The organism is Streptomyces sp. NPDC001920 (genome assembly GCF_053594495.1).
Map to the genome: position 1 here is coordinate 109,748 of NZ_JBSFEP010000019.1, position 17,881 is coordinate 127,628.

Sequence of the window (17,881 nt, forward strand, 5' to 3'; positions counted from 1 at the left end):
CCTAGCGGGAACGCTCACGTACGGTTGACACATGACGAGCATCGGTGGTGCCGAGATGGTCGACTGGAATCTCGCGGTGGCGACCGCGACCCGGCTCGTACGGCCGGGCCCCGAGGTGAGCCGCGACGAGGCCCGGGCCGTCGTCGCCGAGCTGCGCCGACATGCCAAAGCCTCGGAGGAGCACGTCCGGGGCTTCACTCGTCTGGGCACGGAGGACGTTCACGACACCCCCGTCCTGGTCGTCGACCGCCCCGGCTGGGTGCGGGCGAACGTCGCCGGGTTCCGCGAGATCCTCAAGCCCCTGCTGGAGAAGATGCAGGAGCGGCGCGGCGGCAGCACCGGCGGCGCCGTCCTCGGCGCCGTCGGCGGCAAGGTCACCGGCGTCGAACTCGGCATGCTGCTGTCCTTCCTCGCCTCCCGCGTCCTCGGCCAGTACGAGACCTTCGCCCCCGCCACCCGCGAACTCCCCGCGGGCGAGAACGGCGGCGGCCGACTCCTCCTCGTCGCCCCGAACATCGTGCACGTGGAGCGCGAACTCGACGTGCACCCCCACGACTTCCGCCTGTGGGTCTGCCTGCACGAGGAGACCCACCGCACGCAGTTCAGCGCGGTGCCGTGGCTGCGCGACCACCTGGAGGGCGAAATCCAGTCTTTCTTGGGGGAGACCGACGTCGACCCCATGACCGTCCTCGAACGCATTCGCGAGGCAGCCCAGTCCCTCGCGGGCAGCCGGCCGGAGGCCGAGGAGGACGACGGCGGACGGTCCTTCGTCGAACTGGTGCAGACCCCGGCACAGCGCGAGATCCTCGGCCGCCTCACCGCCGTGATGTCGCTGCTCGAAGGCCACGCCGACTTCGTGATGGACGGCGTCGGCCCCCAGGTCGTGCCGTCCGTCGCGGAGATCCGCGAGAAATTCCAGCAGCGGCGCGCCAAGGGCGCCTCCCGTCTGGACCTCGCCCTGCGCAAACTGCTCGGACTGGACGCCAAACTCCGGCAGTACCGCGACGGCGAACGCTTCGTGCGGGCCGTCGTGGACCAGGTCGGCATGGACGGCTTCAACCGCGTGTGGACCTCCCCGAACACCCTCCCGACCAAGGCGGAGATCTCCAAACCGGCGGACTGGATCGCGCGGGTGCACCGCAAGGCCGAGTCGTGAAACCCGCAGGGAGTTGTGCATCTCATACGACGGTCGTGAACCGGATCCGGCCGACGGCAGGCGAACGCCCCTTCAATCACCCGTCCGAGGGACCGTGAGCCATGGGTAGGCGTGCAATGCTCGGGGAACGGCCCGGTTCTGTCACCATCTACACACTCTGAGTGACCGAACTCGGGCTCACCCCCCGAAAACTTCATGAAGGGAACCGGACATGGGTCCCCATCCTGCGGTCGCGGCGATACGCCTGGCGGTCCGCCGCGTCCTCCACGACATCCTCGACGAACACAGCCGCATCACCGACACGACCCCGCCCGGCAGTCCGCGCGCGGCGGTCTCGTACGCCACGCCGGCCGGCACCCCGACCGCCCCGGCCGCGTCCGACCCCACACGCGCCGCGGCCACGGACGACACCGCAGCGCGCGAGCCGTCGCACGAGCTCCCCCGCGCCACCGCGCCGCGCCCCCCGAGCACCGCACCGCACGAGCGAACCCCCTCCCCGCTCGTGCTCGTCGCGTGCTCCGGCGGCGCCGACTCCATGGCCCTCGCCTCCGCGCTCGCCTTCGAAGCCCCCAAGCTCGGCATCCGCGCCGGCGGCGTCACCATCGACCACGGACTGCAGCCCGGCTCCGACCTGCGCGCCGAGGAAGTCGTCCTGCGCCTGCGTGAACTCGGCCTCGACCCGGTCGAGTCCATCGCCGTCACCGTCGGCCGCGCGGGCGGACCCGAGGCCGCCGCCCGCGATGCCCGCTACGCCGCCCTCGACGAGGCGGCCGTACGCCATGGCGCCCGCGCCGTTCTCCTCGGCCACACCCGCGACGACCAGGCCGAGACCGTCCTGCTCGGCCTCGCCCGCGGCTCCGGCATCCGCTCCCTGTCCGGAATGGCCGCGGTCTCGGGGGCCGGCGGCCGTTACCGCCGCCCCTTCCTCGGACTCGACCGGCAGACCGCCCGCAAGGCGTGCATGGTCCAGTCCCTGCCCGTCTGGGACGACCCCCACAACGCGGACCCCGCCTATACCCGCTCCCGCCTGCGTCACGAGGGCCTGCCCGCCTTGGAGAAGGCGCTCGGCAAGGGCGTCGTCGAGGCCCTCGCGCGCACCGCCCAGCTCTCCCGCGACGACGCCGACGCCCTCGACGCCTGGGCCGGCCAGGCCGAGGCCGCCGTACGCGACGCGGCCGGCCTCCTGGAGTGCGCCAAGCTGTACGCGCTGCCGCCCGCCGTCCGCCGCCGCGTCCTGCGCCGCGCCGCCATCGAGGCCGGTGCGCCCGCCGGTGCGCTGTTCGCCCGTCACATCGAGGAAGTGGACCGCCTCATCACCGGCTGGCGCGGTCAGGGGGCCATCAATCTCCCCGGCAAAGTCGTCGCCCAGCGCCAGGGTGGCAGACTGGTGATTCGGCAAGGCTGAATCCCGACCCCTCCGCACACCGGACGGAGGGGCGGACAAGCCGGTGGGACGACCGACCGAAAGTGATGCGGGTGGACGCGAAAGACATGGGTGCCGACCTCAAGCAGGTACTCATCACCAAGGAAGAGATCGACGCGAAGCTGGCCGAGCTGGCCGCGAAGATCGACGCGGAGTACGAGGGCAAGGACCTGCTCATCGTCGGTGTCCTCAAGGGCGCGGTGATGGTCATGGCCGACCTCGCCCGGGCGCTGTCCACCCCCGTCACCATGGACTGGATGGCCGTGTCGTCGTACGGCGCGGGCACCCAGTCCTCCGGTGTCGTGCGGATCCTCAAGGACCTCGACACCGACATCAAGGGCAAGCACGTCCTGATCGTCGAGGACATCATCGACTCCGGCCTGACGCTCTCGTGGCTGCTGTCCAACCTCGGCTCCCGCGAGCCCGAGTCGCTCAAGGTGTGCACCCTGCTGCGCAAGCCGGACGCCGCCAAGGTCGCCATCGACGTCGAGTGGGTCGGCTTCGACATCCCCAACGAGTTCGTCGTCGGCTACGGCCTCGACTACGCCGAGAAGTACCGCAACCTCCCGTTCGTCGGTACGCTCGCGCCCCACGTGTACGGCGGCTGAGTCCGGCGGTCCGGGGAAACCGGACCCGAAGGGCCCAAGCGCCCACGAAGATCGGGAACCCCGGCGGGCCGCGCCGCGTTGGAGCATGCAGACGGGCTTGCCAGCCGTCCGTGCGGCTATGGGCGCCGAAGCTGGGGTACCGTCAGAAGAACTGTCTTATCAAACTCACTATGGCAGGAGGGACGGGGCGACACCGCTCCGTATGGATGGACGTGAAGCGATACTTCCGTGGGCCGGTCATGTGGATCGTGCTGGCCGTCCTTGCCGTGGTCGTGTTGATGCAGGTCGTCGGCTCGTCCGGCGGCTACAAGACGGTGGACACCGGCCAGGTCGTCCAGGCGATCAATGAGAACAAGGTCGAGTCGGCCAAGCTGACCACTGGCGACGAGAACACCATCAAGGTCCAGCTCAAGGACGGCGTCAAGATCGAGGACGCCACCAAGATCCAGGCCAGCTACATCGGCGACCAGGGCGTGACCATCGCCAGTTCGCTGCAGAACAAGTACCAGGAGAAGCAGATCCCGGACGGCTACACGGTCTCGCCGTCCAAGCAGAACCCGTTCGTCGGCATCCTGCTCTCGCTGCTTCCCTTCGTCCTCATCGTGGTCGTCTTCCTGTTCCTGATGAATCAGATGCAGGGCGGCGGCTCCCGGGTCATGAACTTCGGCAAGTCCAAGGCCAAGCTCATCACCAAGGACACCCCCAAGACGACGTTCGCCGACGTCGCCGGCTCGGACGAGGCCGTCGAGGAACTCCACGAGATCAAGGAGTTCCTCCAGGAGCCGGCCAAGTTCCAGGCCGTCGGGGCGAAGATCCCCAAGGGCGTACTGCTGTACGGCCCGCCCGGAACCGGTAAGACCCTGCTCGCGCGCGCCGTCGCCGGCGAGGCGGGCGTCCCCTTCTACTCGATCTCCGGTTCCGACTTCGTCGAGATGTTCGTCGGTGTCGGTGCCTCCCGGGTCCGTGACCTGTTCGAGCAGGCCAAGGCGAACGCCCCGGCGATCGTCTTCGTCGACGAGATCGACGCGGTCGGCCGCCACCGCGGCGCCGGCCTCGGCGGTGGTCACGACGAGCGCGAGCAGACCCTGAACCAGCTGCTCGTCGAGATGGACGGCTTCGACGTCAAGGGCGGCGTGATCCTCATCGCCGCGACGAACCGGCCCGACATCCTCGACCCGGCCCTTCTGCGCCCCGGCCGCTTCGACCGCCAGATCGCGGTCGACCGCCCGGACATGCAGGGCCGTCTGGAGATCCTCAAGGTCCACCAGAAGGGCAAGCCGGTCGCCCCCGACGTCGACCTGTCGGCGGTCGCCCGCCGCACCCCCGGTTTCACCGGCGCGGACCTGAGCAACGTCCTCAACGAGGCGGCCCTGCTCACGGCCCGCTCGGACAAGAAGCTGATCGACAACCAGATGCTGGACGAGGCCATCGACCGCGTCGTGGCGGGCCCGCAGAAGCGGACCCGGATCATGTCGGACAAGGAGAAGAAGATCACCGCGTACCACGAGGGCGGACACGCCCTGGTCGCGGCGGCCTCACCGAACTCCGACCCGGTCCACAAGATCACGATCCTGTCGAGAGGCCGGGCCCTCGGCTACACGATGGTCCTGCCGGACGAGGACAAGTACTCAACCACGCGCAACGAGATGCTGGACCAGCTGGCCTACATGCTGGGCGGGCGCGCGGCCGAGGAGCTCGTCTTCCACGACCCGACCACGGGCGCGGCGAACGACATCGAGAAGGCCACGGCCACGGCTCGCGCGATGGTCACCCAGTACGGCATGACCGAGCGTCTGGGCGCGATCAAGTTCGGTGGCGACAACACCGAGCCGTTCCTCGGACGTGAGATGGCTCACCAGCGCGACTACTCGGAAGAGGTCGCCGCGCTGGTGGACGAGGAAGTCAAGAAGCTCATCGAGAACGCGCACAACGAAGCCTGGGAGATCCTGGTCGAGAACCGCGACGTGCTCGACAACCTCGTCCTGGCCCTCCTGGAGAAGGAGACCCTGGGCAAGGAGGAGATCGCCGAGATCTTCGCGCCGATCGTCAAGCGCCCGCCGCGGCCCGCCTGGACCGGTTCCTCGCGCCGCACGCCGTCCACCCGTCCGCCGGTGCTCTCCCCCAAGGAGCTCGCACTGACGAACGGGGCGAACGGCGCGACGCCGGCGATCTCCACCGCCAAGTCGACGGTGACGGAGCCCGCCCCGGCGGCCGAGCCGACTCCTGAGGAGCGCCCGGAGAGCTGACGTCCCGGAACCGGTGACCCCACCGCCCGGAATGGATGCCGCGCCCCCCTGGTTCTAGCCTGGGGGGCGCGGCATTTTCCGTATGCCCGCAGTTCAGACGCGTGACCCACACGCGCCACCCGCAGAGGAACGAGGCACCACATGACCGACCCCGTGACGCTGGACGGCGAGGGCCGCATCGGTGAGTTCGACGAGAAGCGCGCCGAGAACGCCGTACGCGAACTGCTGATCGCGGTCGGCGAGGATCCTGACCGCGAGGGGCTGAAGGAGACGCCGTCCCGGGTGGCGAGGGCCTACAAGGAGATCTTCGCGGGGTTGTGGCAGAAGCCCGAGGACGTGCTGACGACGACGTTCGACATCGGGCACGACGAGATGGTCCTCGTGAAGGACATCGAGGTGTACAGCACCTGTGAGCACCATCTGGTCCCGTTCCGGGGCGTCGCTCACGTCGGGTACATCCCGGCCACGTCGGGCAAGATCACCGGGTTGTCCAAGCTGGCTCGTCTGGTGGACGTGTACGCTCGCCGGCCGCAGGTGCAGGAACGTCTCACCACTCAGATCGCGGACTCCCTGATGGAGATTCTCGAGCCACGCGGCGTGATCGTCGTCATCGAGTGCGAGCACATGTGCATGTCGATGCGCGGTATCCGCAAGCCGGGCGCGCAGACCATAACGTCGGCGGTGCGCGGTCAGCTCCGGGACGCGGCGACGCGCAACGAGGCGATGAGCCTCATCATGGCCCGCTGAGACACCGCGCACCGAGCCCGAGCCGTCGCTCGCCTCGGCTCGTGGACGCAGCCCGCGCTACACCGTGGGCGCCGTCCCCGCCCCGTTGTGTTCGTCGTCCTCCGGGAGTTTGCAGACGCGCTCCAGGAAGATGGCCGCCGCTATGACGGCGATGCCCGCCAGGACCGAGAAACCGGCGTAGATGGCCTGGTCGCGGCGGGCGGGGACCTCCAGGGACTCCAGCAGGAAGACACCCGTGCCGCCGTACATGCCCGAGACCAGGGCGGCCACCAGGGCGCTGGCGTGGCCGAAGACCACCGCCCGGGCGGCCATCAGGGGGTCGACGCCCTTGGCCTCGGGGCGGCGCTCGCGCTGGGCCTTGAGGCGGGCGCGGATCGAGATCGCCGTGGCGAGCAGGACCACGGCGATCAGGGCGAGCACGATGGGGGCGGCCAGGGGGACGCTGGGCAGGGTCCCGACGGAGTTCCACAGGCGGGCGCCCGCCCAGGACAGGACTCCGGCGACGACGAACACGCCTACCAGCATCCTGATGCGCAGCTCTCTCACGGTGTCCCTTCAGCTCCCCAGGTCCTGACGGACGGTGTCGTCTTGACCTTAACGACTATTCGGGCAGCCGGAGTTCCAGGTCCCCGCGCGGCACGACACCCTCGCGGGTCACGGTGCCGAGCAGGTCGGCGACCGCGCCGCGGCCCGGCAGCCGGGCCTCGGGGTCCAGGTCGTGCCAGGGGGCGAGGACGAAGGCGCGCTCGTGGGCGCGCGGGTGGGGGAGGGTGAGCTGCGGGTCGTCGGAGACGAGGTCGGCGTAGGAAACGATGTCGACGTCGAGGGTGCGCGCGCCCCAGCGCTCGTCCCGTACGCGGTGGAAGGCCTCCTCGACCGCGTGTGCCCGCTCCAGCAGGGAGGACGGGGGGAGTGTGGTCTTCAGCACCACGACCGCGTTGAAGTAGGAGGGCTGGCTGCCCGGCTCGACTCCCCACGGCTGCGTCTCGTAGACGGGGGAGACCCCCTTGATGCGCAGGCCCGGGGTGTCCGCCAGGGCGTCGACGGCGCCCTGGAGGGTCTCCAGGCGGTTGCCCAGGTTCGAGCCGAGGGAGAGCACGGCCCGTTTGGGGTTGTGGAGGGTGGTGTCGGCGGCGTCGACCTTCTCGACGACGGAGGCGGGTACCGGCTGTACGGTCGGGTCGCTGGGGCCCTTGATGAACGGTGCGGTCATACTCGGCTCCGGGTGATGGTGACGGTCACGTCGTCGAAGGGGACCGTGATCGGCGCGTTCGGTTTGTGGACGGTGACCTCGACCTCCTGGACCTCTTCGTGCTTCAGACAGGCCTGGGCGATGCGCGCGGCGAGCGTTTCGATGAGGTCGACCGGCTCGCCTTGCACGACGGCCACGACTTCCTCCGCCACGATGCCGTAGTGCACGGTCTTCGCCAGGTCGTCGTCGGCGGCGGCCGGTCGGGTGTCCAGGCCCAGGACGAGGTCGACGACGAAGGTCTGGCCCTCCTCGCGTTCCTTGGGGAACACCCCGTGGTGCCCGCGGGCCTTGAGGCCGCGCAGCGCGACACGATCCACGCGAATCACTCCTGCAATCGTCGGTGACGGCCGGTCCGTGCCACGTGCGGGCGGCACACCGGCCTCGAACGAATCTACCTGCGGGCACTGACGGGGCCGGGCGACGGGGTGGTGCCCGCACTGTGCCGGGACAGGGTTTGCCGGACGTTTCCCCGCGATGGGCTCGGCATACACCCGCCGTCGACCGAGGTACCCCGCGCCGGCGTCCCGGGCGCGGGGGAGCCGAGCGCGCCGCGGTTCGACCTGTGCGCCGCTCGTACCCGCTCGGGCGGCTGCCCGCCGTTGCGCCGCCCCGCAGGTCCTGGCGGGTGCGGTCGCGCCGGTCGGGGCGGCGGAGGAGGCAGCGCGCCCGCTCAGGCGGGTGTGTCGCCCTCTTCCTCGTCGTTCTCGGCCAGGACCGGGGAGGCGTGGTGGGACCACATCTTCCAGCCGTCGGGTGTGCGCCGGAACACATTCGTGGCGACCACCAGCTGGCCCACGAGGGGGCCCAGCTCGTCGTCGCCCTCGGGGGCGGGACCGCCGCTGAGGATGTTCTCGGTGCAGGTCACCACCGCGGTGTCGCCGGTCACGGAGACATGCACGTCGGTGAGGAAGAACTGGATGTAGTCGGTGTTCGCCATGATCAGGGCGTACGACCTGAGCACCTCGCCGCGTCCGGTGAGCACCGGCCAGCCGGGGTGCACGCAGGAGATCACGCCGGCGTCGGCCGGGTCGTGGTAGGTCTCGTCGATGCCCAGGTCGGACGGGGTGAGCCAGAACGAGGAGAGCTCTTCGAAGTCGCCGCGTTCCATCGCCTCGTAGAAGGCCGTGTTGGCGGCTTCCACTTGCTCGACGTCGGTGTGGGGGGCGCTCACCGGGCTCCCTCAGAGCCGTTCACGCCGCCGCGCCCCGGGCCCGCGCCGGGAGCGTGTCCGGCGTCGCGCGCCTGCTCGACGGCGCGTGCGACGCGTACGGCGTCCGCGGTCGCGCGCACCTCATGTACGCGTACCGCCCACGCCCCAGCGTGTGCCGCGAGCGCCGAGACGGCGGCCGTGGCGGCGTCGCGCTCCCGGGCGGGCGGCGGCGCCGCCTGCGGCCCGGCGAGGACACGGCCCAGGAACCGCTTGCGGGAGGCGGCGACGAGCAGGGGCCGGCCGAGGGCGAGCAGGCGGTCGAGGTGGGCGAGCAGGACGAGGTCGTGCTCGGCGTCCTTGGAGAAGCCGAGGCCCGGGTCGACGACGACGCGGTCGGGGGCGATGCCGCCCTCCAGAACGGCCTCCACGCGCGCGTGGAGCTCCTCGACGACTTCGGCGACGACATCGGCGTACACGCCCTTGACGTTGCCGCCCTGCAGGAAGCCGCGCCAGTGCATGACGACGAAGGGGGCGCCGGCGTCCGCGACCACCGGGATCATCGCGGGGTCCGCGAGGCCGCCGCTGACGTCGTTGACGAGGGCGGCCCCGGCGGCGAGGGCCTGTTCGGCCACGGAGGCGCGCATGGTGTCGACGGAGACCGTGACGCCCTCGGCGGCCAGGCCGCGGACGACGGGGATGACACGGCGCAGTTCCTCGTCCTCGTCGACCCGGGTGGCGCCGGGCCGGGTGGACTCGCCGCCCACGTCCACGAGGTCGGCACCCTCCTCCACCAGGGCCAGCCCGTGTTTCACGGCGGACGTGGTGTCGAACCAGCGGCCGCCGTCGGAGAAGGAGTCGGGGGTCACGTTGACGACTCCCATGACCGCGCACCGGTCCCACTCCGGAAGGCCCGCGACGCGCCCGCGTCCGCTCTGCTTGCTCATACGTTCAGCCTAGGGCCTGTCGTTTGGATCAGGTCGGCCGAGACGAACGGTTCCCCTCGGCCGACCCGAGCGGGGCCGGCGTCGGGTGCCGGGGCCCGCGACGCCGGCGTGATCCCAACGACAGGCGCACGGCGGTGCCGTGGCGTGCCGTGGCCCGAGCGGGAGCCTTGGGGCAGGGGGGCGGTGGGGCTCCCGCTCGGGCCGGTACGGGGGCCGCGGTCAGGCGGCACGCACGTCGCGCTCGGCCACCGTGTGCGGGCAGGGGCGCGGGGCGGTCGAACGGCGGCGCAGGAAGCGCGGCAGCGGCAGGGCCAGGTTCACGAAGCCCTCCGCCTGCATGGCGGCGAAGCCGAGGCGGGGCAGGTCGGCGGAGGCCCGGTAGACGACGAAGCGGGGCTCCCAGCGGGGCTGGAACTTGGCGTTGAACTTGTACAGCGACTCGATCTGGAACCAGCGGGAGAGGAACACCAGCAGGCCGCGCCAGGCGCGCAGCACCGGGCCCGCGCCGATCTTCTCGCCCCGGGCCAGCGCCGAGCGGAACATGGCGAAGTTGAGCGACACGCGCGCGATGCCGAACTTCGGGGCGGCCTGGAGGGCGGCCACGATGAGCAGCTCGTTCATGCCGGGGTCCGCCGAGCGGTCGCGGCGCATCAGGTCCAGGGAGACACCGTCCGTGCCCCACGGCACGAAGTGGAGGATGGCCTTGAGATCGCCGTACGGCCCCGGCTCCTCGTCGGCCCTGTGGGCGGTGGCGATGAGGCAGTCACCGTCGGCCGGGTCGCCGACGCGGCCGAGCGCCATGGAGAAGCCGCGCTCGGTGTCGGTGCCGCGCCAGTCGTCGGCGGCGCGACGGATGCGCTCCAGCTCGGCCTCGCCGAGGTCACGGACACGACGTACCCGGGTCTCGTAACCGGCGCGCTCGATGCGCTTGACCATCTGGCGCACGTTGCGCATCGCGCGGCCGGCGAGCGAGAAATCCGGGACGTCCACCACCGCCTCGTCGCCCAGTTCGAGGGCGTCGAGCCCGGTCTCACGGGTCCACACCTCGGCGCCGGTCTCGGAGCAGCCCATGACGGCCGGGGTCCAGGAGTGGGCCTTGGCCTCGTCCATGAAGCGCTCGATGGCACCCGGCCAGGCCTCGACGTCGCCGATCGGGTCGCCGCTGGCGAGCATCACGCCGGAGACGACGCGGTAGGTCACCGCGGCCTTGCCGCTGGGGGAGAAGACGACGGCCTTGTCGCGGCGCAGCGCGAAGTGGCCGAGGGAGTCGCGGCCGCCGTGCTTGTCGAGCAGGGCGCGCAGACGGGCCTCGTCGTCCTCGGTCAGGCGGGCGGCGGGGTGCTCGGGGCGGAACGCGAGGTAGATCGTGGTGACCGCGGTGATCCAGCCGAGGGCACCCAGCGAGAAGGCGACCGTCCAGGAGGTGTTGCCCTGGTAGTCGACCGGGCCCTCGAAGCCGAACAGGCCGTAGATGACGTGCGCGATGCGGTCGGCCAGGCTCGGGTCGCCGACCAGGGTGCCCGGGTGGGCGCTGACGATGACCAGCCCGAGGACGAGCGAACCGGCGCCCATGAGGACGAAGTTGGCCAGCGCGCGCCACCTGCTGCGCGGGTCGGGCAGCGCGGCGAACTGGTCGCGGTGGCTCACCAGGGCCCAGAGCAGCGCGAGCGAGATGAGCACGCCCACGACGGAGTGGCGGTACGTGAACTGCGCCACCGCTCCGGCCGGCAGCAGGACGACGGCGGCGCGCCACGCCCGCCGCTTGCCACGCTTGAGCCCATGGGCGAGCAGCAGCAACAACACGCCGGCGCTGAGTGACAGCGCGGCCGCGAACGGGCCGAACGCCCCGGGCAGCACCTCGGCGATGGCGTGCATACGGCTGTGCCGGAAGCGCGGGAAGACACCCGCGGCGATGTTCAGCAGGCCGACCAGGGCGCAGGCGCGGCCGACGAGGACGGGGACGGCCTCGGGGCGCGGGCCCCGGAGCAGGTGCCGCACCCGGCCCGACAGATGCCCTGTCCGGCTCACTCGTTGCGGAACCCCGCCCGACATTTCCACATCTGTCCTGACAGACATCGCATCCCATTAGTTCTGCGAGAGACCTTGGATCCGGTGCCGATTCGGGCATCCGGCGACATTGCGCCCTCTAGGACGGTGTCTTGCGGGAAGAGGTTCACTCGGCTTCCCAAAACCGTTTCAAAGGCCAAGGAAAGTCCGGGGCAAGCCCTTGCGAAGCAGCGGGGGAGGCAGCGCGGGGGCGACGTGTCCGCGTGGCCCGGACGGAGAGCGTGGACAGGTAACCATCGATGGGTCTCACGAGCGACAAGTTGCTGGTGGCGGCGGTTGTGACCGCCACCGGGCTGTTCGTCGGCACGGTGTGGCTGTGGCCGCGGCTGGCGCGGCCCGGCTGGCGAGCGGTGAGCGGACGCGTCGGCCTGCTGCTCTCCACGCAGTTGATGCTGTTCGCGGCGGTCGGCCTCGCCGCCAACCAGGCCTTCGGGTTCTACGCAGGCTGGGCCGACCTGTTCGGGCAGGAGAAGGACCAGGGCGTCGTCGTCGACCACACGCCGAAGGGCGGCCCGCTGCGGGTGGTGGACACCCGGCGGGTGCCGGGGGCGGCGAGCGGCAGCCCTCAGGTGGGCGGTCAGATCCAGAAGGTCGACATCGTGGGCCGTACATCGCGTATCGCGACACCCGCGTTCGTCTACCTGCCGCCCGAATACTTTCAGCCGGAACACCGCACGCGCACATTCCCGACATCCGTCGTCCTGACCGGCTATCCGGGTACGGCTCAGGCGCTGGTCGACAAGCTGAAGTATCCCCGGACCGCCGCTCGACTCGCCGCCGAAGGCCGCATGGAGCCGATGATCCTGGTGATGATGCGGCCGACCGTGGCGCCGCCGCGGGACACCGAGTGCGTGGACGTCCCCGACGGCCCGCAGACCGAGACGTTCTTCGCCAAGGACCTGCCCGACGCCGTGAGCGGTCACTACAGGGTGGCGGCGAATCCGGGCGGTTGGGGAATCATCGGCAATTCGACGGGCGGCTACTGCGCGCTGAAGCTCGCCATGCACCACCCGGAGGTGTACGCCGCGGGGGCCGGGCTCTCCGCGTACTACGACGCGCCCATCGACGCCACGACGGGCGATCTCTTCCAGGGCGACGAGGAACTGCGCAATGCCGCGAACCTGGGGTGGTACCTCGACCACAAGCCGGCGCCGGACACCTCACTGCTCGTCAGCAGCAGCAAAGTTGGAGAATCCAACTACAAGGCCACGTTGAAGTTCATCGAGCGCGTGAAGGCCACGAAGCTGACGCGGATCTCGTCGATCATCCTCGAAAGCGGAGGGCACAACTTCAACACCTGGCGGCGGGAGATTCCGGGGACGCTGGAGTGGATGAGCGGGCGCCTGACCGGCAGATGAGACGACCGGCCGATGTTTGTGATCTTGGTTCTTGGTCAATTCGGTGCGTGTGTGATTCCTGATGCCGTGTGAACGACTCGGGATGGCCGTGTTTTTACGGGGCGGGGCAACAAGATTCGCCTACGCGCGGTAAGTTTCTGGCCATGCCACGTGGACGTCACCGTCATTCCCCGCCCTTGCACAGGCTGCTGCCCCCGTCGGCGATCGCAGGCGTCTCCGTCGTCTGTGCCCTTGCGCCTTGGGTGTTCACCGAGCCCATGGTGCTGCGCGGCCTCGCGGCGGTCGCCGCCGCGACGGCGGTGGTCGGCGCGGTCGTCCTGCGCCGCTGGGACACACAGGCGGGCAAGCGGGTCGCCGACCTCACGCGCGCGCGTGCGAGCGACGAGTGGCGGTACGAGGAGCGGGTCGCCGAACTGGAGACCGACCTGGAGGAGTCGCGCGAGCTGCGCGTCAAGCTGGAGCAGCGGCTGCGGGCCAAGCGCGCGGAACTCGCGGGACTGCGCAACGAGCACGCGGCGCTGCTGCGCCGGTACGCCACGGCGGAGGCCGACCGGGCCACCGTCCTGGAGGAACGCCGGGTGCTGGAGATAGAGGCGACCACGCCCACGCGTGCGCTGCCGCCGGCCGCTGTCGCGAAGGATGCGGGGGCTGTGGCTGCCCCTGTCGACGCCGAGGGCGCGAAGTCCGGCGTCGAGTCCGAAGGTGCCGAGGCCGAGTCGGTCGAGGAGGCGCCGGTCGATGAGGCGTCGGTCGATGAGGCGCCGGTCGCTCCGACGGTGTTCTCGCCCGAGGGGTCCCGGCTGTTCCTGCGGGCCCAGGCGGCGTTGGCGCGGTTCGACGGTGAGGCGGGCTCCGGGGCGTCGGAGACGGACGGGTCGGTGGAGGCCGAGGCCGGTTCGGCGGAGGTCGAGGCAGAGGCCGAGGCCGAAGTCGAGACGGGGGACGTGGACGGCGCGACGGAGGACGGCGGGTCCCCGAAAGGCGACTTGGGCAAGAACGTCTCTGCTGAGCACGGCTCCCGGACGCACGACCCCCTGACGAGTGGCCCCCTGAACGACGACACCGCGAAAGCTGGCACCACGAAAGCCGGCACCGCGAAGACCGGCACCGCGAAGACCGACATCGCGAAGACCGACTCCCCCACGGACGAGCCCCCGAAGAACCTGCCCCCCAGGGGTGACGGCCCCGCCAAGGGCGAGGCCGTGAAGGCGGGTTCGGCCGGCGCCGACGTCAAGGCCGGTGAGACGAAGGCCGGCGAGTCGCGGGTCGCCGAGGCGTCTGTCACGGGGACGGACACCGCCGGCGCCGCCAGGACGGAACCCGCGCAGGAGGACGAGGCGCAGGGGCAGCCCGAGGCGGCCGACGGGCACGAGCACGCGGCCGCCACCACCGCGGCGGGCGCGCTCGCCGAGGCGCCGCAGGCGCTGCCCGCGGCCCAGCAGCCCGCGGGGCACTTCATCGCGCCGACCGCCGTGGCCGTCGTACCGGCGACTCCCGTACGGCGCCCGGCGGTCCAGGGCGGCTTCGACTTCTTCGGCACGAAGAACGGCGCGGAGCCCTCCTCGATCGAGTCCGTGCAGAACGAGGACCTCGCCGACGTCGTCGGCCAGGAGGCCCTCGCGCTCCACAAGGCCGAGTCCGAGGCCGAGTTCAAGCCGGCGGACGAGGAGTCCCGGGGGATCGGTCAGGTCATCGACCTGACGGCGCACGACGAGACCGAGCAGATCGACGTGCAGGGGCTGCGCAGCGCGGTCTCCTGACGGAGCTCTGGGGGCCTGCGCGGTCGCCGCGGGCCCTCGGCGTACGGCCTCAGGCCATCCACCGGTCGGGCCGCGCGTCCCTGCGCCCCGTACGTGACCTCTCCGCCTGCGCACGCAGCAGCTCCGCCGCCTCGCCGGCGTCCCGCAGGCGGGCCGTCACCGTCTTGTCGGCCCCGGTGTCCACGTGCACGTCGGCGACGCCCCACAGCCGCTCCCACGGTCCCTGGGCCAGCCGTACGCTCTGCACCTTCGCATGAGGTACGAGCGCGAGGCTGCGCCGGAACAGGCCGGTGCGGGCGGCGAACACCGCGTCCGTGACGGCCAGCCCGTAGCCACGCCACCACAGCGGCACGCATCGGCCCGCCCGCCGCGGGGGACGGGACAGGGCGGTACGCGCGGGCACGGTCACACCGGGCAGCACGCGCGCGACGACCGATTCGGCGACCTCGCGCGGAGCGACCGGCAGCAGAACCGAGTTGGAGGAGCCGGCCACGTCCAGCTCCACCCGGACCCAGCCGCGGCGCCGCCACAGCAGCGGCTCCACGATCCGCACGGTCTGCACCCGACCCGGCGGCACCGTCTCGTGCGCGCGGTCGAGCAGCCCGTGGTCGAGGCGCAGCCCGTCCGGGGACTCGCCCACCGTCCAGTCGTACTCGGCGACGAACCGCCCCACGCTGCTCGCCCCCGCGGCGCCGAACAGCGGTACCGCCGTGGCGAGGACCGTCCACGCGCTCTCCGTGACCAGCCACAGGACCGTCGGGACCACGACAGCGGCGGCGAGCGTGCCCCAGGTGGCGCCGGTCAGGACGAGGGAGACGGCCAGGACGCCCGGTGGCACGCGCAGCAGCTGCCGCGAGGGCGCCTCACCCACCTCGTGCGCCGTCTCGGGCGCGAATCCGGCGGCGCGCGCGAGGAGTTCCGCGCGGAGCGTGCGCGCCTCGTCCGCGCCCAGGAAGGCGAGCTCGTCCTTCTTGTCCGCGCCTATGACGTCGAGTTTCAGCTTCGCCACGCCCGCCACGCGCGCGAGCAGCGGCTGGGTCACGTCGATGGCCTGGATGCGCTCCAGCCGGATGTGCGCGGTGCGCCGGAACAGCAGGCCGGTACGGATGCGCAGTTCGCTGTCGGTCACCGCGAAGTGGGTGAACCACCAGGTGAGGAAGCCGTACAGGGCGGCTGCGGGGATGATCACGGCGAGCGCGAGCAGCAGGGTCATGGTGGTCAGCCGCGTCAGCTGGCGCTGCGCCTGGTCCGGGTCGTGCACCGCCCACCCTATGAGCACGGCGACCGGAGCCCACGCGCGCCTGAGCGGCGTCACCGGGTGCAGCCGCCGCTCGGACACGGGTCGCCGCTCGGGTACGGCGTCCTCGACGCCGGGCGCCGTCACAGTCCCGCCGATCGGGCCTCGCCCAGCTCGGTGAGCCGGTCGCGCAGCCGTTCCGCCTCGGCCGGGTCGAGGCCGGGGATCGTTGCGTCGGTCGCGGCGGCGGCGGTGTGCAGTTGCACGCTGGCCAGGCCGAAGTGCCGTTCGACCGGCCCCGAGGTGACCTCGACGAGCTGCATCCGGCCGTACGGCACCACCGTCTCCTCACGCCACAGCACCCCCCGGCTGATCAGCAGGTCGTCGGCGCGCTCGGCGTAGCGCCAGGAACGCCAGTTGCGGCCGAGCATCACCCAGCCCCAGGCCGTCAGCGCCAGCGGCAGCAGCGCGAAGGCGGCCCAGACGGGCCCGGCCAGCAGGCCGAGCAGCAGGCCGAGGCCGACCGCCAGCAGTCCCAGCCACACCACCAGCAGCAGCCGGCGCATGCGCAGCAGCCCGGGAGGAAGACCCGTCCACGCCGGTTCGGTCCCCGCCGGTTCGGTCCCTGGCGGCTCGCTCCCCGCCCGCTCGGGCTCCCCGGCCGCCGCCTCGGCCCCCGTCCGCTCGTCTCCCGCAGTCCCCGTGTTCTCCGGGCTCCCCGTCTCCATGGGGCCAGCGTACGTAGGAGAGACTGTGTCCATGACTCCTACGACGGAGACCATGGTCGGTATCGGCGGCGCCGCGGAGAGCACCGACATGGTGCTCAACATCGGACCGCAGCACCCGTCCACGCACGGGGTGCTGCGGCTCAAGCTGGTCCTCGACGGCGAGCGCATCACGAGCGCGGAGCCGGTGATCGGCTATATGCACCGCGGCGCGGAGAAGCTGTTCGAGGCCCGCGACTACCGCCAGATCATCATGCTCGCCAACCGCCACGACTGGCTGTCGGCCTTCTCCAACGAGCTGGGCGTCGTCCTCGCCGTGGAGCGCATGCTCGGCATGGAGGTGCCCGAGCGGGCGGTGTGGACCCGGACGCTCCTCGCCGAGCTCAACCGGGTGCTGAACCATCTGATGTTCCTGGGGTCCTACCCCCTGGAGCTGGGCGGGATCACGCCGATCTTCTACGCCTTCACCGAGCGTGAGGAACTCCAGCACGTCATGGAGGAGGTCTCCGGTGGGCGTATGCACTACATGTTCAACCGGGTGGGAGGTCTGAAGGAGGACCTGCCGGCCGGCTGGGCCACCCGCGCGCGTACCGCCGTCGCCGACGTGCGCTCGCGCATGGACCGCTTCGACGACCTGGTGCTCGGCAACGAGATCTTCCGGGGGCGTACGCGGGGCGTGGGCGTTCTGGCGCCGGGAACCGTGCACGCGTACGGCGTGAGCGGGCCGATCGCCCGTGGCTCGGGCGTCGACTTCGATCTGCGCCGGGACGAGCCCTATCTCGCGTACGGCGAGCTGGGGGACGTCCTGAAGGTGGTGACCCGCGAGGAGGGCGACTGCCTCGCCCGGTTCGAGTGCCTGCTGGAGCAGACCCACAACTCCCTGGACCTCGCCGACGCCTGCCTCGACCGTCTCGCGGAGCTGCCGCCCGGGCCGATCAACCAACGGCTGCCGAAGGTCCTGAAGGCCCCCGAGGGCCACACGTACGCGTGGACCGAGAACCCCCTCGGCATCAACGGCTACTACCTCGTCAGCAAGGGCGAGAAGACCCCGTACCGGCTGAAGCTGCGGTCCGCCTCGTACAACAACATCCAGGCGCTGGTCGAGCTGCTGCCGGGCACGCTGGTCGCGGACATGGTGGCGATCCTCGGGTCGATGTTCTTCGTGGTGGGGGACATCGACAAGTAGGGCGGGGGGACGAGGGGCCCTG

The 17,881-nt window shown here is 71.2% G+C and carries 16 protein-coding genes; 8 read left to right on the top strand and 8 right to left on the bottom strand.

All coding sequences use genetic code 11. From position 1 onward, the window contains the following. Nucleotides 1-31: 31 nt before the first annotated feature. The 5 genes from ACWCPI_RS29375 to folE all read left to right on the top strand — a co-directional run bounded on the left by ACWCPI_RS29375 (nt 32) and on the right by folE (nt 6,180). Nucleotides 32-1,156 (top strand): zinc-dependent metalloprotease, encoded by a 1,125-nt coding sequence (locus ACWCPI_RS29375; RefSeq protein WP_451040976.1) that lies wholly within the window; start codon nt 32-34, stop codon nt 1,154-1,156. 211 nt (nt 1,157-1,367) lie between these two features. Continuing rightward, on the top strand, nt 1,368-2,561 hold the full coding sequence (gene tilS / locus ACWCPI_RS29380) for a tRNA lysidine(34) synthetase TilS (RefSeq protein WP_451040977.1): 1,194 nt from the start codon (nt 1,368-1,370) through the stop codon (nt 2,559-2,561). 65 nt (nt 2,562-2,626) lie between these two features. Beyond that, the gene (gene hpt, locus ACWCPI_RS29385) at nt 2,627-3,187 is read left to right on the top strand and encodes a hypoxanthine phosphoribosyltransferase (RefSeq protein WP_031487462.1); all 561 of its coding nucleotides are present in this window, start codon (nt 2,627-2,629) and stop codon (nt 3,185-3,187) included. A gap of 206 nt (nt 3,188-3,393) precedes the next feature. After that, entirely contained in the window at nt 3,394-5,433 is a 2,040-nt protein-coding gene (gene ftsH / locus ACWCPI_RS29390; protein WP_451040978.1) for an ATP-dependent zinc metalloprotease FtsH, read from the top strand. Between the two features lie 141 nt (nt 5,434-5,574). Then, nucleotides 5,575-6,180, top strand: a complete 606-nt coding sequence (gene folE, locus ACWCPI_RS29395; RefSeq protein WP_451040979.1) for a GTP cyclohydrolase I FolE — start codon at nt 5,575-5,577, stop codon at nt 6,178-6,180. Nucleotides 6,181-6,237: 57 nt separating this feature from the next. Here folE and ACWCPI_RS29400 read toward each other — a convergent pair whose 3' ends face one another. The 6 genes from ACWCPI_RS29400 to ACWCPI_RS29425 form a co-directional block, all read right to left on the bottom strand. Then, nucleotides 6,238-6,726 carry a DUF3180 domain-containing protein gene (locus tag ACWCPI_RS29400; RefSeq protein WP_451040980.1) on the bottom strand — a complete coding sequence of 163 codons (489 nt, stop codon included), beginning with the start codon at nt 6,724-6,726 and terminating at the stop codon, nt 6,238-6,240. A gap of 55 nt (nt 6,727-6,781) precedes the next feature. Next, nucleotides 6,782-7,393: a 2-amino-4-hydroxy-6-hydroxymethyldihydropteridine diphosphokinase gene (gene folK, locus ACWCPI_RS29405; protein WP_451040981.1), complete on the bottom strand. Its 612-nt coding sequence runs from the start codon at nt 7,391-7,393 to the stop codon at nt 6,782-6,784. Next, nucleotides 7,390-7,749, bottom strand: coding sequence for a dihydroneopterin aldolase (folB, locus tag ACWCPI_RS29410; protein WP_451040982.1), 360 nt, complete (start codon nt 7,747-7,749; stop codon nt 7,390-7,392). The genes folK and folB overlap by 4 nt, the downstream gene beginning before the upstream one ends. A 353-nt stretch (nt 7,750-8,102) precedes the next feature. Next, nucleotides 8,103-8,603 carry a nuclear transport factor 2 family protein gene (locus ACWCPI_RS29415; protein ID WP_451040983.1) on the bottom strand — a complete coding sequence of 167 codons (501 nt, stop codon included), beginning with the start codon at nt 8,601-8,603 and terminating at the stop codon, nt 8,103-8,105. Then, nucleotides 8,600-9,526, bottom strand: a complete 927-nt coding sequence (gene folP / locus ACWCPI_RS29420) for a dihydropteroate synthase (RefSeq protein ID WP_451040984.1) — start codon at nt 9,524-9,526, stop codon at nt 8,600-8,602. The genes ACWCPI_RS29415 and folP overlap by 4 nt, the downstream gene beginning before the upstream one ends. 219 nt (nt 9,527-9,745) lie before the next feature. Beyond that, nucleotides 9,746-11,578: a phosphatidylglycerol lysyltransferase domain-containing protein gene (locus ACWCPI_RS29425; protein ID WP_451040985.1), complete on the bottom strand. Its 1,833-nt coding sequence runs from the start codon at nt 11,576-11,578 to the stop codon at nt 9,746-9,748. 254 nt (nt 11,579-11,832) lie between these two features. On the opposite strand from ACWCPI_RS29425, the gene ACWCPI_RS29430 reads away from it, so the two are divergent. Both ACWCPI_RS29430 and ACWCPI_RS29435 read left to right on the top strand, forming a co-directional pair. Then, nucleotides 11,833-12,951, top strand: a complete 1,119-nt coding sequence (locus tag ACWCPI_RS29430; protein WP_451040986.1) for an alpha/beta hydrolase — start codon at nt 11,833-11,835, stop codon at nt 12,949-12,951. Nucleotides 12,952-13,094: 143 nt separating this feature from the next. Then, complete coding sequence (locus ACWCPI_RS29435) at nt 13,095-14,711, top strand: hypothetical protein (RefSeq protein WP_451040987.1); 1,617 nt, start codon at nt 13,095-13,097, stop codon at nt 14,709-14,711. A 49-nt stretch (nt 14,712-14,760) separates the two neighbouring features. Here ACWCPI_RS29435 and ACWCPI_RS29440 read toward each other — a convergent pair whose 3' ends face one another. Then, on the bottom strand, nt 14,761-16,095 hold the full coding sequence (locus tag ACWCPI_RS29440) for a PH domain-containing protein (RefSeq protein WP_451040988.1): 1,335 nt from the start codon (nt 16,093-16,095) through the stop codon (nt 14,761-14,763). Continuing rightward, a complete protein-coding gene (locus ACWCPI_RS29445; RefSeq protein WP_451040989.1) occupies nt 16,092-16,676 on the bottom strand; it encodes a PH domain-containing protein in 585 nt (194 codons plus the stop codon). Before ACWCPI_RS29445 ends, ACWCPI_RS29440 begins: the two co-directional genes overlap by 4 nt. A 31-nt stretch (nt 16,677-16,707) precedes the next feature. Here ACWCPI_RS29445 and ACWCPI_RS29450 point away from each other — a divergent pair, with 31 nt between their 5' ends. Then, nucleotides 16,708-17,859, top strand: a complete 1,152-nt coding sequence (locus ACWCPI_RS29450; protein ID WP_451040990.1) for an NADH-quinone oxidoreductase subunit D — start codon at nt 16,708-16,710, stop codon at nt 17,857-17,859. Nucleotides 17,860-17,881 lie beyond the last annotated feature (22 nt).